15 protein-coding genes and 1 other RNA gene are annotated in these 14,847 nt (G+C 60.1%); 7 read left to right on the forward strand and 9 right to left on the reverse strand.

All coding sequences use genetic code 11. From position 1 onward, the window contains the following. The first annotated feature begins 8 nt into the window (after positions 1-8). Together JOE29_RS15505 and JOE29_RS15510 are read left to right on the forward strand one after the other, a co-directional pair. On the forward strand, positions 9-551 hold the full coding sequence (locus JOE29_RS15505; RefSeq protein WP_003315164.1) for an exonuclease domain-containing protein: 543 nt from the start codon (positions 9-11) through the stop codon (positions 549-551). 112 nt (positions 552-663) lie between these two features. Then, on the forward strand, positions 664-945 hold the full coding sequence (locus JOE29_RS15510; RefSeq protein ID WP_003343080.1) for a pyrimidine/purine nucleoside phosphorylase: 282 nt from the start codon (positions 664-666) through the stop codon (positions 943-945). Positions 946-1,004: 59 nt separating this feature from the next. Here the strand turns inward: JOE29_RS15510 and JOE29_RS15515 are convergent, their stop codons facing one another. Next, positions 1,005-2,774, reverse strand: a complete 1,770-nt coding sequence (locus JOE29_RS15515) for an ABC transporter transmembrane domain-containing protein (protein WP_210079678.1) — start codon at positions 2,772-2,774, stop codon at positions 1,005-1,007. A gap of 287 nt (positions 2,775-3,061) precedes the next feature. Between JOE29_RS15515 and JOE29_RS15520 the strand changes: the two genes are divergently transcribed. After that, positions 3,062-3,232: a PA1571 family protein gene (locus tag JOE29_RS15520; protein ID WP_003315168.1), complete on the forward strand. Its 171-nt coding sequence runs from the start codon at positions 3,062-3,064 to the stop codon at positions 3,230-3,232. 74 nt (positions 3,233-3,306) lie between these two features. On the opposite strand, the gene pdxB is transcribed toward JOE29_RS15520, so the two are convergent. The 4 genes from pdxB to dnaX form a co-directional block, all read right to left on the reverse strand. After that, positions 3,307-4,449 carry a 4-phosphoerythronate dehydrogenase PdxB gene (gene pdxB / locus JOE29_RS15525; RefSeq protein WP_074996994.1) on the reverse strand — a complete coding sequence of 381 codons (1,143 nt, stop codon included), beginning with the start codon at positions 4,447-4,449 and terminating at the stop codon, positions 3,307-3,309. An 89-nt stretch (positions 4,450-4,538) separates the two neighbouring features. Continuing rightward, complete coding sequence (gene tusA / locus JOE29_RS15530) at positions 4,539-4,793, reverse strand: sulfurtransferase TusA (RefSeq protein WP_003315171.1); 255 nt, start codon at positions 4,791-4,793, stop codon at positions 4,539-4,541. 159 nt (positions 4,794-4,952) lie between these two features. Beyond that, a complete protein-coding gene (locus tag JOE29_RS15535; RefSeq protein ID WP_002552818.1) occupies positions 4,953-5,279 on the reverse strand; it encodes a YbaB/EbfC family nucleoid-associated protein in 327 nt (108 codons plus the stop codon). 61 nt (positions 5,280-5,340) lie between these two features. Beyond that, a complete protein-coding gene (dnaX, locus tag JOE29_RS15540) occupies positions 5,341-7,566 on the reverse strand; it encodes a DNA polymerase III subunit gamma/tau (protein ID WP_032660433.1) in 2,226 nt (741 codons plus the stop codon). Between the two features lie 100 nt (positions 7,567-7,666). On the opposite strand from dnaX, the gene JOE29_RS15545 reads away from it, so the two are divergent. Continuing rightward, complete coding sequence (locus JOE29_RS15545) at positions 7,667-8,461, forward strand: ABC transporter substrate-binding protein (protein ID WP_024693052.1); 795 nt, start codon at positions 7,667-7,669, stop codon at positions 8,459-8,461. A 93-nt stretch (positions 8,462-8,554) separates the two neighbouring features. Further along, positions 8,555-10,240 carry an acid phosphatase gene (gene acpA, locus JOE29_RS15550; protein ID WP_032660428.1) on the forward strand — a complete coding sequence of 562 codons (1,686 nt, stop codon included), beginning with the start codon at positions 8,555-8,557 and terminating at the stop codon, positions 10,238-10,240. Positions 10,241-10,245: 5 nt separating this feature from the next. On the opposite strand, the gene JOE29_RS15555 is transcribed toward acpA, so the two are convergent. Continuing rightward, the gene (locus JOE29_RS15555) at positions 10,246-11,370 is read right to left on the reverse strand and encodes a mechanosensitive ion channel family protein (RefSeq protein WP_032660424.1); all 1,125 of its coding nucleotides are present in this window, start codon (positions 11,368-11,370) and stop codon (positions 10,246-10,248) included. A 336-nt stretch (positions 11,371-11,706) separates the two neighbouring features. Here JOE29_RS15555 and JOE29_RS15560 point away from each other — a divergent pair, with 336 nt between their 5' ends. After that, the gene (locus JOE29_RS15560; protein WP_210080018.1) at positions 11,707-12,360 is read left to right on the forward strand and encodes a DUF1826 domain-containing protein; all 654 of its coding nucleotides are present in this window, start codon (positions 11,707-11,709) and stop codon (positions 12,358-12,360) included. 181 nt (positions 12,361-12,541) lie between these two features. Here the strand turns inward: JOE29_RS15560 and ffs are convergent. Continuing rightward, positions 12,542-12,638: signal recognition particle sRNA small type (gene ffs, locus JOE29_RS15565), an RNA gene on the reverse strand. 62 nt (positions 12,639-12,700) lie between these two features. Beyond that, positions 12,701-12,865 (reverse strand): hypothetical protein, encoded by a 165-nt coding sequence (locus tag JOE29_RS15570; protein WP_154232056.1) that lies wholly within the window; start codon positions 12,863-12,865, stop codon positions 12,701-12,703. Here JOE29_RS15570 and JOE29_RS15575 point away from each other — a divergent pair. Beyond that, on the forward strand, positions 12,864-13,352 hold the full coding sequence (locus JOE29_RS15575) for a GNAT family N-acetyltransferase (protein ID WP_003423397.1): 489 nt from the start codon (positions 12,864-12,866) through the stop codon (positions 13,350-13,352). The two genes, JOE29_RS15570 and JOE29_RS15575, sit on opposite strands and share 2 nt — an antisense overlap. A 56-nt stretch (positions 13,353-13,408) precedes the next feature. Here the strand turns inward: JOE29_RS15575 and JOE29_RS15580 are convergent, their stop codons facing one another. Continuing rightward, complete coding sequence (locus tag JOE29_RS15580; protein ID WP_003423396.1) at positions 13,409-14,575, reverse strand: putative zinc-binding metallopeptidase; 1,167 nt, start codon at positions 14,573-14,575, stop codon at positions 13,409-13,411. Positions 14,576-14,847 lie beyond the last annotated feature (272 nt).

The following is a 14,847-nucleotide window of genomic DNA, read 5'->3' on the forward strand; positions in this document are numbered from 1 at the left end:
GCTTGATGATGCCGCACTGGCTGGTGATTGATCTTGAGGCCACGACCGAAGAAGGTGGATGGCCAGTCGCAGAAATGGAAGTCATCGAGATAGGCGCGACACTGGTCAATCAGGACGGACGCGAGCTGGACCATTTCGAGCGCTTCGTGCGCCCGGCACGCAGGCCGCTGCTGACCCATTTCTGCCGCGAGCTGACCCACATCAACCAGAGCAGCATCGACAGCGCTGCGCCGCTGACGACGGTGTGGCCGCAATTCGAGCGCTGGTTGAGCCATCACCGTGCACGCATCGTGGGCTGGGCCAGTTGGGGGGACTACGATCGTCAGCAACTGGAAGAGGAATGGCGCCACCATCACCTCGACAGTGCGCTGTCCAGCATGCCGCACGTCAATCTCAAACAGCGTTTCGCCCAGGCCCGTCACTTGCAGAAACCGATGGGACTGAACAGTGCCTTGCAACTGGCAGGCATGCAGTTCAGCGGGCAACAGCACCGCGCCCTGGTCGATGCGCGCAATACTGCCAGGCTGCTGCCGTTGATCCTGCCCAATTGAATGCCGCTGCAGGTCGACGTTTCGTCAGCGTTCACGTGCAAGGGGCGTGACGAGTTTTACCGTGTTGGGCATACTGGCGAGCCATTTTCAGCCCTTTCAAAAGGAACCGCCCATGTTCAAGGTCAACGAGTACTTCGACGGCACCGTCAAATCCATCGCCTTCACCCAGGCCGATGGTGAGGCAACCATCGGTGTCATGGCAGCGGGCGAATATGAGTTCGGTACGGCGCAACGGGAAATCATGCATGTGATCTCCGGCGAGTTGAGCGTGAAGCTTCCGGACAGCACTGACTGGGAAACCTTTGCCACCGGCAACCAGTTCAACGTACCGGCCAACAGCAAGTTCCAGATCAAGGTCAAAGTCGATACCGCCTACCTGTGCGAATATCGCTGAGGCTGAGCGAGTGGGAGGCTTAACCTCCCACGTTCCCCACAAGCCCTTCTCGCCCTCTCCTACTCAACCCCGGCATTGAACTGCAACGCCGCCAGTCGCGCATAAAGCGGGTTGCTGGCGATCAACTGCTGATGGGTGCCCACGGCCACCAACCGCCCCTGATCCATGACGGCAATCCGGTCGGCATTCTGCACCGTGGCCAGCCTGTGGGCGATGACCAGTGTGGTACGCCCCTGCATCAGGCTCGGCAGGGCTTGTTGAATCAAATGCTCACTCTGTGCGTCCAGCGCACTGGTCGCCTCGTCCAGCAACAGGATCGGCGCATCGACCAGCAAAGCGCGGGCAATCGCCAGACGCTGCCGCTGTCCGCCGGACAATCCCACCCCGCCCTCACCCAGATGCGTACGGTAGCCGTCGGCCATGTCGAGAATGAACTCATGCGCATGGGCGATGCGCGCCGCCGCCTCTACCTGCTCAAGGCTCGCGGTGGCGTTACCGTAGCGAATGTTGTCTTCGACACTGCCGAAAAACAGTGCGGGCGATTGTGAAACCAGCGCGAAGCAGCGACGCAAGTCATGGGGATCGAGCTGCGCGATCGGCACGCCCTCGATCAGGATGCGCCCTTTAATCGGGTCGTAGAAACGCAACAGCAGATCGAGGATGGTCGACTTGCCCGCGCCGGAGGGCCCGACCAGCGCCAGGGTTTCACCGGGCTCGATACTCAGGGTCAGATCATCCAGCGCGTTGCGCTCGGGACGCGACGGGTAGGCGAAGGTGACATTCTCCAGCGCCAGGCGCCCACTGATGCGCTGCGGCAGGCTCTGCAGGTCCGTGGTCGGCACGCTGATCTCACTGCGCGCCTGAAGCAGCTCGCCGATCCTCTCCGCCGCACCGGCGGCGCGCTGCAGATCGCCAATCACCTCGCTCAACGTACCGAACGCCATACCGACCATCAGCGCGTAAAACACAAACGCTGCCAGCTCACCGCTGGAGATGCGACCGCTGATCACGTCCATGCCGCCCACCCACAGCATCACGGCCACCGCACCCAACACCAGGACGATTACCAGCGTGATCAGCCAGGAGCGCTGCAGGATGCGTTTACGAGCGGTCTCGAACGCCTGCTCCACCGTATGCGAAAAGCGCTGCTTGTCCTGCTGCTGATGATTGTAGGCCTGCACCGTCTTGATCTGCCCCAAGGCCTCAGCCACGTAGCTGCCGACATTGGCGACCCGGTCCTGACTCTCGCGCGACAGGTTTCGTACCCGCCGCCCGAACATGAGAATGGGCGCGATGATCAGCGGCAACGCCACCACCACGATACTGGTGAGTTTGGGGTTGGTGATGAACAGCAGCACGATGCCGCCGATGACCATCAGCGCATTGCGCAGGAACATCGACAGCGACGAGCCGATCACCGACTGCAACAGCGTGGTGTCGGCGGTCAGTCGCGACTGGATTTCCGAACTGCGATTGTTCTCGTAGAAGCCCGGATGCAGTTCGATCAGGTGATCGAATACTTTCTTGCGCAAGTCGGCAACCACACGCTCGCCGATCCACGACACCAGATAGAAACGGGCGAAGGTTCCGACGGCGAGGCCGACCGTCAGCAGCATGAAAAACCCGATCGAGCGCTCGAGCAACTGTGGTGAACGGGTCATGAAACCCTGATCGACCATCAGTTTGATGCCCTGCCCGATCGACAGAGTAATGCCCGCAGTAATGACCAGTGCCAGCAATGCGCCGAGCGCCTGCCAGCGATACGGCGCGATGAAACTCACAGCCAGACGCAAGGCCTGGCGATGACGTCGGGTAATCCGTGAAATCATGAACGATGAACCTGCCTGTCTGCCCGATCTGTCTGAATTGCAAAGCCTACACCGGTGTTGCCGGGCGCGCCGAACATCATTTCGAATGAACTTGCGGCTGGCTTCAAGAGTCAGGTTATGACTGCTTTACAGAGGCCGCTATAAGACATCGATCTAAGCGCCTGCTGGCAGATTTGCATCATATCTGTTGCACTTGGAGCGCGTTTGAGCGGCTGACAGTACCTGTCACGGACCGGTCATCAAGCGCGGTTAACTTAACGCCGTTACCTGATGAAAGGAGAAACACCATGAACCCGCAAGAGCGCAGCAACGAAGTTCAAGTCGTTCGAGCCACGCCCAATCTGCCGGTTGGCGGTGCCGTTCTCGACCAGCACGGGGAAGAAGTCCTGATCACCGAAGAAATGGTTCAGGCTGCCTGCCAGGAATGCGATAAGAACTGGGTAACCCCGGAAAAATAAGACCGAGCCGTACCAGACACTTGAAACCCGACCACTTGGTCGGGTTTTTTATTGCACGATAGCCCGCCTGGCGATCAGACCAGCACCGCACCCAGCGCCCGCACCAATTGCGCCAACGCCTCGGACTCTCCCTCCAGGTGCACCTTCAGCCCTTCGATTTCCCGGCGTGGCGGGTACTGCTTGCGCAGTGCATCGAAGGCCAGACGCTGACTGGCGGTGTCACCGGTCAGGCTGCGGCGAAAATCCGCATCGTCACGACGCGGGTCATACACGCCACGGCACAGCATGTTAAGCGCCCAGACCGGGTCGCAGGCCGCGTCGAGACTGACCTGCGCCAGCCAGGGTCTTGGCAGCAGATCGTCCAGCTCGATCGTCGCAGGCTGATCAAGAAAGCCACACAGCGCCTGATAGATCTGTGCCGTACCGCGCTGCCTGCCATCCAGGCTGTAACCGGCGATATGCGGTGTACCCAGAACGCACAAGTCAGCCAGCGCGATGTTGACCTGCGGTTCGCCCTCCCACACATCCAGCACGGCCTGCAGGTCTTCTCGCTCAAGCAGCACATCGTGCAATGCTGCGTTATCCACCACGGCGCCACGGCTGGCATTGATCAGCCAGGCACCCTGCCGGAGCTGACGCAGACGCGCGTCGTCGAGCAGGTGCCAGGTCGGTGACGTCCCGGTTTTGCTCAGCGGCGTGTGCAGGCTGATAACGTCACAGCGCTGCAGGATCTCGTCGAGGCTGACGAAGTCACCGCCTTCGGCAGCCTGGCGTGGCGGATCGCAGACCAGCACGTTCCAGCCCAGAGCTTTCAATACGCTGATCAACCGACCACCCACCTGCCCTGCACCGACCACACCGTAGGTGCGTTGCGCCAGGTCGACACCCTCGATTTCAGCCAGGGTCAACAGGCTGCCGAGCACGTAGTCCACCACACCGCGCGCATTGCAGCCCGGAGCGCTGGCCCACTGGATACCAGCTTGCTGAAACCAGTCCAGATCGAGGTGATCAGTGCCAATGGTGCAGGTCCCGACAAAACGCACCGGGCTACCCTCAAGCAGTTCGCGGGTCACTGCAGTGACCGAGCGAACCAGCAGGATGTCTGCATCAGCCACGGCGGCTCGGTCCATGGCGCGGCCCGGCAAACGATGAATCTCACCGAAATGAGCAAAAAAGGCGTCGAGCAGGGGAATATTTTCGTCAGCAACAATGCGCATGGAGGACTCTCTGGGTCTGGCGAACAGGGACCTGCTCGAATCGGGAACAGGTGCGTCGTGAACAGGCGCGGGTTGCAGCGATGTGGCGATCAGTCGGACTTCTTGCGGATCCAGTAGAGGAACGTACCCTCTTCGGCTTGCTCCGCAACCAGCTCATGGCCAAGAAATACACAGAATTTCGGGATATCGCGACGCGTGGACGGATCGGTTGCAGTGACCTTGAGCAGACCGCCCGCAGGCAGATCACGCACCTTCTGGTGCAACATCATCACCGGTTCCGGACAGAACAGCCCGACGGCATCCAGCTCGGCGTCGACAGTGAGGTTTTCAATGGGCTCAGACATGGGGCACTCCAGAGACGGGGGAAGATTGTCGCTCAATTCAGTCGATCAGGCCAAATGCTGATGGTTTTACTGGGGTCGGGTGGCGGCGCATGGCATACAGACAGCAGACAGAAAAATGCCAGGCACAGGGCCTGGCATTGTTCATAAGCCGGGCGACCGTCAGAACGGCAGCTTCATACCGGGCGGCAACTGCATGCCAGCGGTCATGGAAGCCGTCTTGTCCTGGCTGGCCTGCTCGATCTTGCGCACAGCGTCGTTGACGGCGGCGGCGATCAGGTCTTCCAGCACTTCCTTGTCTTCCTGCATCAGGCTGTCATCCAGATTGATGCGCTTGACGTCATGACGACCGGTCATCACCACGCTCACCAGGCCTGCGCCCGATTGACCGGTGACTTCCGCGTTGGCCAGTTCTTCCTGCATCTTGGCCATTTTTTCCTGCATTTGCTGCGCCTGCTTCATCAGGCCAGCCATGCCACCTTTCATCATGGGATATCTCCTCGAAAATGGATGGTTCGTTTGCGTGGCGCCAGCGGCGCCCTGTGTTCAGTTATTGAGCCGGCACCGCAGGCGCGTCCACCGGTTTGATCGTGTCTTCCCGGATCACAGCGCCAAACTGTTGCAGCATCTGCTGGATGTACGGGTCGGCCTGGATCGAGGCTTCGGCCTGGCGCTGGCGCTCGGCACGCAGCCGTGAAGCAGCCTGCGCAGGGGTTTCCTGCTCGGGCTTGATCAGCTCGATACTCAGATTGATCGTGCGCCCATGGTACTGGTTCAACGCATCGTTCAGACGCCGCTGCTGCGTCGAGTTGAACAGCGCGCTGTGCGCCGGGTCCAGGTGCAGCAGCCAGTTGTCGCCATCGACCGAGATCAGTGTGCAGTTGGCCGCGATGCTGCCGGTCATCCCGGAGATCGGCAGCTTGGGAAACACGTCCAGCCACTCGGCCGCAAGACCGGTGGCCGGTTTGGCAGCCGGAGCAGGCTCCGGTTCGACGGCTTCAAGCTCGACGACACTTTCGTGGGCCAACTCATCCAGATAGCTGTAGGACGCCGGGTCTATGTCGATATCCGGCTCGACATAATCGTCGTCCGCTGGCGGCTCGTCGTCACGCCCCATGGGCCCGGAGTCGGAAGACATCGAATTGGCGTGCATGGACAGATACGCAGAGTCCGGAATGGCTTCGAGCATTGCCGGCGTGACCGGCTGCTCGGCGGCCGGCTGTGCAGGCTCGGCTTCAGGTGCGGCCGGCACCGGGCTGGCGGGTGCAGGCGTCGGCATGGGCGTCAGGTCGGGCTGCTCGGAAACGGTCTCCAGAACCGGCTCGGCTACTGGCTCAGCATCAGATTCGCCCTCAGATTCGGTAGGGGGCGCAGTTTCGGCGGCGGGTTCGGCAGCCGGGGATTTCGGTTCATTCCACGGCAGGTCGAGGTCTTCGACTGGCGCGGCTTGTGGCTCTGGCTTCGATTCCGGCTGTACCGCGGGCTCTGGCCGGGCAGCCGAGACCGGCATCGGAGCTGCTGCAGGCGGCAGCGCTTCGAAGGCCGGATCGGGCGCAGCCATCACCGGGGCGGTAGACACTGCGGGAGCTGCCGATGCAACAGGTGTCGCATCAGCCACTGCTTTTCGGGAATCAACCGTGGCCTGGCTGATCCCCACTGGCTTTAGCGGCTGCCTCGGCGCGTCCTCGCTGTCGGCAGGACGAAACGCCAGCATGCGCAGCAGGACCATCTCGAAGCCGCCACGCGGATCAGGGGCCAGCGGCAGGTCACGGCGACCAATCAAGCCCATCTGGTAGTAAAACTGTACGTCTTCGGCAGGCAGGGCCTGCGCCAGCGCCAACACCCGGTCACGATCACCATGACCGTTGTCGACGCCTTCCGGCAACGCCTGGGCAATCGCCACACGGTGAAGCACGTTGAGGATTTCCGAGAGCACACCATTCCAGTCAGGGCCCTGCTCGGCCAAGTGGCGCACCGCCTCCAGCACCCCTCGGGCATCGCCTTCCAGCAGCGCCGTCAGTACATCGAAAACCTGGCCGTGGTCCAGCGTGCCGAGCATGGCTCGTACATCGGCAGCCATTACCTTGCCTTCACCGAAGGCAATGGCCTGATCGGTGAGGCTCATCGCATCACGCATCGAACCATCGGCGGCGCGCCCGAGCAGCCACAGCGCGTCGTCTTCGAAGGGCACGTTCTCGACGCCCAGCACGTGGGTCAGATGCTCGACCACGCGTTCAGGCGTCATGTTTTTCAACGAGAACTGCAGGCAGCGCGAAAGAATGGTCGCCGGCAGCTTTTGCGGATCGGTGGTGGCGAGGATGAACTTGACGTAGGGCGGCGGCTCTTCAAGCGTCTTGAGCAAGGCGTTGAACGAGTGGCTGGAAAGCATGTGCACTTCGTCGATCAGGTAGACCTTGAAGCGACCGCGACTTGGCGCGTACTGCACGTTATCCAACAGCTCGCGCGTGTCTTCGACCTTGGTGCGGCTGGCGGCGTCGATTTCGATCAGGTCGACGAAACGGCCCTCGTCGATCTCCTTGCACACCGAACAGGTGCCGCAAGGCGTCGAGGTGATGCCGGTTTCACAGTTCAAGCACTTGGCGATGATGCGCGCGATAGTCGTCTTGCCAACGCCCCGTGTGCCGGTAAACAGATAGGCATGGTGCAGGCGCTGGCTGTCCAGCGCGTTGATCAGGGCCTTCAACACATGAGCCTGGCCGACCATTTCGCGGAACGAGCGCGGACGCCATTTACGTGCAAGAACCTGATAACTCATTTAAAACCGTCGCAACTGGTAAGCGGAAGACCGCCAATGCTAGCCGAGCAGGGGCAAAATTGCATCTGGTGTCCGTCTCTATTGTGGCTAAGCTGTGCAAATGACTCAATTGATGCGCTTTATTCGGGCCTTCACCACACCGCCGCTGCCTTGTGCAGCGGCGCTCTGTCTGCTATTGCTGTTGCCGCAAACCGGCCGCGCGGCGCAGGGAACCTTGAGCTTTGCGGTCAACGAAGGCTGGACCATGCCGATGATGCACATCACCGAGTTTCGTCCCGAATCCGGCATTCTGTTCGACATCATGCAAAGCCTTGCGCACCATGTGGGCCTCGAAGCCAGTTATCACGTGATGCCACGCCTGCGCATCCAGTCGGCGCTAGAGCGTAGCGAAGTCGACATGCACTGCTACAGCGCCCAGGCGTGGTATCCGGACCTGTCCGGGGACTACCTGTGGAGCCTGCCAATTCTCTATCAGCGCGACTGGCTGGTCGCTTCGGCGGCAACGGCTGCCGGCCCCTACCCCGAGCAGTTCGACAACGAAACCGTCGGCACCGTATTGGGCTACACCTACCCGGCCCTGCAGCATCTTTTCGAGGCGCATAAACTGGTCCGTGAAGATGCACGCACGCAGAACCAGACGCTCGGCAAACTGATGGCCGGGCGCTACAACTATGCGGTGACCAATCAGTTGATCCTCGAATGGACCAACCGCAACCTGCCTGCCGGCAAGAAGCTCATGCCGATATCAATGGTCGCCGAACAGCCGGCCGCCTGCGTGATCCGCAATAACCCCGACCTGCCAGTGGGCAGGATTTTGCGCACGCTGGTGCAGATGCGTCTGTCGGGGGAGATCCAGCAGATCATTGATCACTACACCACGCCCACCGTCCCCTGACCCTTCATCTGCGTTGTCGCAATAGCGTCATATTCCATCGTTACGCTCGCCTGAAATCTTTGGCAACACATTAACCAGCGCGAGTATTTGGCGATGAGCGACAGACCAGACGACGAAGATACCAACGAAAACCCCAGCCGCCGTCGTTTTCTGGGCGGGATGGCTGCCTTGGGTGCAGGTGTCACCCTTAGCAGTTACGTTTCCGCCCACGAGAAGCCGCCTGGCGACAACGAACGGCATCATCACCTTGCCGGACCCGCGCTGGATCGCGCCTTGCGCGAAAATGTGAAAACCATTGTGGTGATCTACGCCGAGAACCGCAGCTTCAATAACCTGTTCGGCGATTTCCCCGGTGTCGAAAAGCCGCTCGCCTCGCTCAGGCCTTCCGATTACGAGCAGCGCGACCGCGACGGCACGCGCTTGTCCAAACTGCCACCGGCCTGGGGCGGCGTGCTGCAGGTCGGACCGCAAACCGTCGATGGCGTGACCTATCCGGTGGGCGAGCAGTTTCAGCAAGACCTGCCCAACGCGCCGTTCCCGCTCAAGGGGCCAAACGGTGAAGACCTGCCGCTGAGCCTGGTGACCCGCGACCTGTGGCACGTCTTTTACCAGAACCAGATGCAGATCAACGACGGCAAGAACGACCGGTTCGTGGCCTGGGCGGATGCGGGCGGTCTGACCATGGGCAACTACGCACAGACTCAGTACTCATTGCGCCTGTGGGACGTGGCCGAGGAGTTCGTGCTGTGTGACAACTTTTTTCAGGGTGCTTTCGGCGGCTCGTTCCTCAACCACCAGTACCTGATTTCAGCCACCGCGCCTGTTTACCCGAACGCCGCCGAATCTCCGGCCAAGTCGCAAATCGCCACCCTGCAGAGCTTCAATCCGCTGGACCCGCGTCTCAAACCGCTCGACAAGTCGCCGGCCAGCGCCATGGACGGGCCGCCACAATTCGGCCCCAGCGCCATCACACCGGACAACTACGCGGTCAACACCATGGCTCCGCCCTACTGGCCAACCTGGCTGCGCGACCCGCAGAACCCTGATTACTCGAAACCGGATCTGCCCAACGTACTGGTTCCACAAAGCCACGAGCACATCGGTGACAAGCTGTCGAAAAGGAATGTTGACTGGGCCTGGTATGCCGGCGCCTGGCAAGTGACGCTGGATGAGTTCAAGGACTCCACCGGGATCCCGAAAATCCCCAACTTTCAATACCATCACCAGCCGTTCAACTACTTCAAGCAGCAGGGGCCGCAGCACCCTGAAGAGCGCAAGAAGCGCCTGCGTGATGGTGGGCTGGGTGACGAGTCGAGCACCAATCGCTTCCTCGCCGATGCCGAAGCGGGCAAGTTGCCTGCGGTGACCTTCTACAAACCCCAGGGCAACCTGAACATGCACGCCGGTTACGCCGACGTGGCTGCGGGTGACCGGCACATCGACCGGGTGATCAAGGTGCTGCGCAAGAGCCCGCAGTGGGACAACATGGTAATCGTCGTCACCGTTGACGAGAACGGCGGCTGGTGGGACCACGTCGCGCCGCCAAAAGGCGATCGCTTCGGTCCTGGCACGCGCATTCCCGCTCTGGTCATCTCTCCTTTCGCCCGCAAGGGCAAGGTCGACCACACGGTTTACGACACCGCCTCGATCCTGCGCCTGATCACTCGCGTGCATGGCCTGGAAAAACTCGACGGTCTGAAACGCCGCGACGAGGCCATGATCGCACGTGGCCAGGCACCGATGGGCGACCTGACCAACGCGCTGCAGTTTCCGGCCTGATTCCATCAGCTGGTCGCGTCGGCTGCCTCCAGCGCAGTCGGACGAGCAGTTTTAACCGGTGGCAGGGACGCCACGTACACCGTGCGGGACGGGAACGCGAAACGCACATCCAGTTCGGCAAAGGCTTCCATGATGTCCAGATTGATCGCCTGCTGCACATCCATATAGACGTTGTAGCTGGGGTCGAGCACGATGAAAACGGTCTCGAACTCCAGTGATGTCTCGCCAAAACCCCGAAAATGCGAACGGTCGAAACGTGCCAGTTTCTGCGCGTTGATGATCGCTTCGACTTTCTTCGGCACTTCCCTTATCTGATCGACCGAGCAGTCATAGGTCAGCCTGAATTCGAAGACAATGCGTCGTTCCTGCAAGCGCTTGTAGTTCTGGATGGTGTTGTTGATCATGTCGGCGTTGGCCATCACGATCTGCTCGCCACCCAGGCTGCGGATCCGTGTGGTCTTGAGGCCCACGTGCTCGACCGTGCCGGACAGCGCGCCGACGACGATGAAGTCGCCGACCTCGAAAGGCTTGTCTACTGCGATGGACAGAGAGGCAAACACGTCGCCCAGAATGTTCTGCACCGCCAGCGCGACCGCGATACCGCCGACCCCGAGGCTGGCGACGAACGCGGTGATATTGACCCCGACGTTCGACAGCATCGCCATGACCACCGTGGCCCACAGCAATACTTTCGCGCCCCACAGACTCAACGTGGCCAGCGCACTGCCCTGAAAGGTGCCGCCAGCGTTGTGACGCACGAAGTAGCGCTGCAACGCGAGCGCGATCGCCCGGTTCGCCCACAGCCCGACCTGTAATGCGGCGACCACGAACCACAGACTGCTGACCCGCCCGAGCCAGCGTTCCGGCAGATCGAGCATGCCGATGCCGATCAGAATGGAAGCCAGCAGCAATAAGGTATTACTGGTGCCCGACAGCACCTGCACCACGATGTATCGCATATGCGTGCTGGGCGCATCCGCACGCGAACGCATCTTTCTGAGCACAAAACCGATCACGCCCCTGACCAGAATAAAACTCAGGGTCGAGGCGAAGATAGCCAGTATCCAGTTAGCGAGCGATATGCCCAGAAATTGCGAGTCTGTGAAAAATCTGATGATGTCCTGTTCCATCCGGCCCCCGGCTCCACTGCTGCGAGACGCCTGACCGAAAAGCCTGTGACACCCGCAGCGACTTGAATTGCCCCTTGCCGTAAAACGGTTTCAAGCGACGCGTAAGGAGTTAGGGGATGTGTGGAAGTGAGGGTTCAGTTGAATTGGCTATTGATCGATCACCTGAACGCACACCGAGTTTTCACTGTTCGTCGAAACTGATCGGACAGCATGGAACTGCTCCTCAATGAGTTGCCACTCACGGCCCCGAGCGACGGGCTACCAAGCCCCAAGCGTTCAAGCGGCCCAAAAGGCCAATTCGTGGTTAACACCACATTCAACCAGAGGAAAATATCCGTGACCTACGGCATTCGCGGCGGAGTTGGCACATCGGCTTACTACACCCAGCCCCAGCCTTTTGATGAGTTGAAACTGAAGCCGGAACAGATTCAGGAAAAGACGGCAAAACTCATGGAGAAAGGGTATTTCACCGTTCCCATAGCAGAACCTACAAGACGTTTTTTGCATGAGCAAAGCAGTCTCAGTAACCCCGCCTGGAGACAGGAGACCGTTGGAAAGGTTATTGATTTGAAAGCAACCGACTACGAACGATCAACAACAGCCGTAGCGAAGGACATTGCAACCACTCATACCGGGAAGCAACAACAATTGAGGCCTCATGAGTTCCAACTGCGAAGGGCCAAAAATCAGGGCGCAGACCAATGGCATCAGGATAAGGGGCCGAAAAAGGTCATCTGCATCGCCACTATCGAGGGCCGCGGCACCGAATACGTGAAGCGCGCAGAATCGGAAGGAATATTTGAAGCGGGGTATTTTGGGAAAATGACGCCTCTGGACGCCAAGGCTGTCGAGCAGAGAACCAGGGAAGCCAAGCAAGACCGCTTCTATTTCTTTGCGGGCAAAGGTATTTGCGAAGACAGCATTCCCAAACTAGTACACCGCTCGCCACATCAGAGTGGTCGCTCCATCTTCCTGGCACGATGGCAGTAAGGCAGGCCACGCAGGATTAACCGCCGGGACAGAGACATCCGGCGGTTTTATCTCCGTGGCGGGCAGACTGTTTTTACAGACGCACGAAGTTCTCGCCAGCGCAGGGTGCCGTCGGAACAGGAATAAGCTTTCATTTTTACGAGTAGGCCCCTTTTAGAAAGGACCTTGAGATAGGTGGTGCCCCCACCAGCCACACCCCGGCACACAATGTTCCCGCTGTGGCTGCTGCCTTCCGGCTCTGACCAGGTTCACGGGTAATCGTTGCGGGGGGACCGATGGGGTCACCATAACGACACTCACCAGTTGGCGAGCCGCGCCATTGTACCGGTCTTGCGCGAGTTTACAACCGTTGCTGCGGATAAAAATTTCGAGGGGGCTCAAGCACTTGTGTGCCGGGGCTGAAAGGCAACTGCGTATTGCTCCGCGGCGTGACAAATCCTCGAAACGGCCCCATTCGATCCTGTACCCTGCCCGCCTCAACATAATCAGCCAGCAGGTTGCTCATGCAGACTCGATTGGTCGACTACCACGACCTCAGCGCCTCTCAACGCCAGCAGCTCGGATACCTCGAGGTTACGCAGGAACAGATCCAGTTCTCCGGCGACATCTACACAGCGCTCAATACGCTTCTGGTCAGACCCAGCCCGAACATTTGCGGCTTCGTGCTGCTCGGTGACGAGAAGCCCGTGGGTTTTTTCCTGCTCAAGCGCGACGACTGTCTGCCGCACTGGGCTCAGGAGGATCTGACGGCGACACTGCATGCGTTGCAGATCGATCATCGTGAGCAAGGCAAGGGGCTGGGCAAGGCGTGCCTGCAAGCGCTGCCTGCAGCGTTGCGCCTGAAATGGCCGGACATTACTCAATTGATGCTGTCGGTGGACGCGGACAACTTGGCTGCCATCGGGCTTTATACAGGCCAGGGCTGGGTGGATACCGGTGAGGCGTATCGCGGGCGTATCGGTTTCGAGCGCAGGCTGACCCTGACGCTTTGACCCGCTTTTGAGCAAGTGCCTGACTCGCCGCCAAAGCGTGTTAGGCACGACCCGCGTTACTGGGCCTGCAGAACCTCATCGGCCTTGCCACCGGCATCCTGAATCACCAGATGGATGAAGTGCAGCTTGGCGATGACCGCTGGCGGCAGCACGAACGGATAGAAATCCGGTTGCCCCATGCTGCGTGACAGCTCGTTGAGCATGCTCGCCAGCTCGATCCAGGCATTGACGAACGACAGGAACGCCGGGCCGCCCGGATGCTGAGGGTCGTAGAGCACTTCCAGCGGAAACGGCTGGTAATCGAGCTCCATGTCGCGAGCACTCATGCCAAACCCCAGCGCGGTGTCGACCGCATCCATCATGTGCAGGTAATGCGCCCAGGTTTCGGCCCAGTCTTCCCATGAGTGCATGGTCGCGTAGGCACTGACGAAGCTTTCCTGCCAGTTGTCCGGCGCGCCGTTCTTGTAGTGGTGATCGAGGGCGTCGGCATAGCTGGCGCGCTCGTCGCCGAACAGGTTGCGATAGCTGTCCTGCCAATGGGTATTGGCGATGAGACGATCCCAGTAGTAATGACCGACTTCATGACGGAAATGGCCGAGCAAGGTGCGATAGGGTTCGTGCATCTGTACGCGCATCGCTTCACGGTGTGCGTCGTCGGCTTCTTCGATGTTCAGGGTAATCAGGCCGTTGGCATGGCCTGTGGTTGGCAAGTTGCCTTCCAGATCGACACCGACAAAATCGAAGGCCAGGCCGGTTTCTTCGTCGACGGTCTTGGGGATGACCTGCAGGCCCAGAGAAATCAACTGCGCGACCAGACGCCGTTTGGCGGTCTCGACCTTGCGCCAGCGCTCGCCGTTTTCAACCACGGACAGGTCGGGAATGGTGTGATTGAGGCTGCAGGCGACACAGAATTCGCCGGCATTGTGCTCTGGAAAAAGCCAGTTACAGGCTGCCGGGGTGCCGAGGTTGGCACAACGCCGATACAGCCCGGCACCTGGCTCATCGCTCAAGCGCCAGGTGGTGGGCTCAGGCCCTGCTTCGAGCGTAGCGACGCGGCCCTGCTCAGGCAGATAGCCCAGCGCTGCAGAACAGGCCAGGCATTGGGTATTAGGGAAAAACACCGACTGGCCACAGGTGCACTGCCAGACCTTGCTGTTACGTTTGGATTCGCCGACAAATGGGGCGGTGATGCGTGAACTCAGCTGCTCGAAGAAGCGATACATGGCGATCTCTCGTTGACCTTGCATGGACTAGATCATGCCGACGCTTCAGGGGTTCAAAAATATTATCGAGCGGCATGAATGATAAGGCTGACGGCGTGTTCATGGGCCAAAACGGTGCGTCGAAAGTCGTTGCGATTATCGTTCCTCACTCCAGCGTGGGAATGCAGTGCGTGACGCTCCGCGTCACAGATCTACGCCGCACCCTCACACTCAAGATCGGACGCAGAGCGTCCAGAACTGCCTGCGACGCAGAGCGTCGCACGATCATCAGG

The sequence above is a fragment of the Pseudomonas sp. PvP009 genome (genome assembly GCF_017832995.1).
GTDB lineage: Bacteria > Pseudomonadota > Gammaproteobacteria > Pseudomonadales > Pseudomonadaceae > Aquipseudomonas > Aquipseudomonas syringae.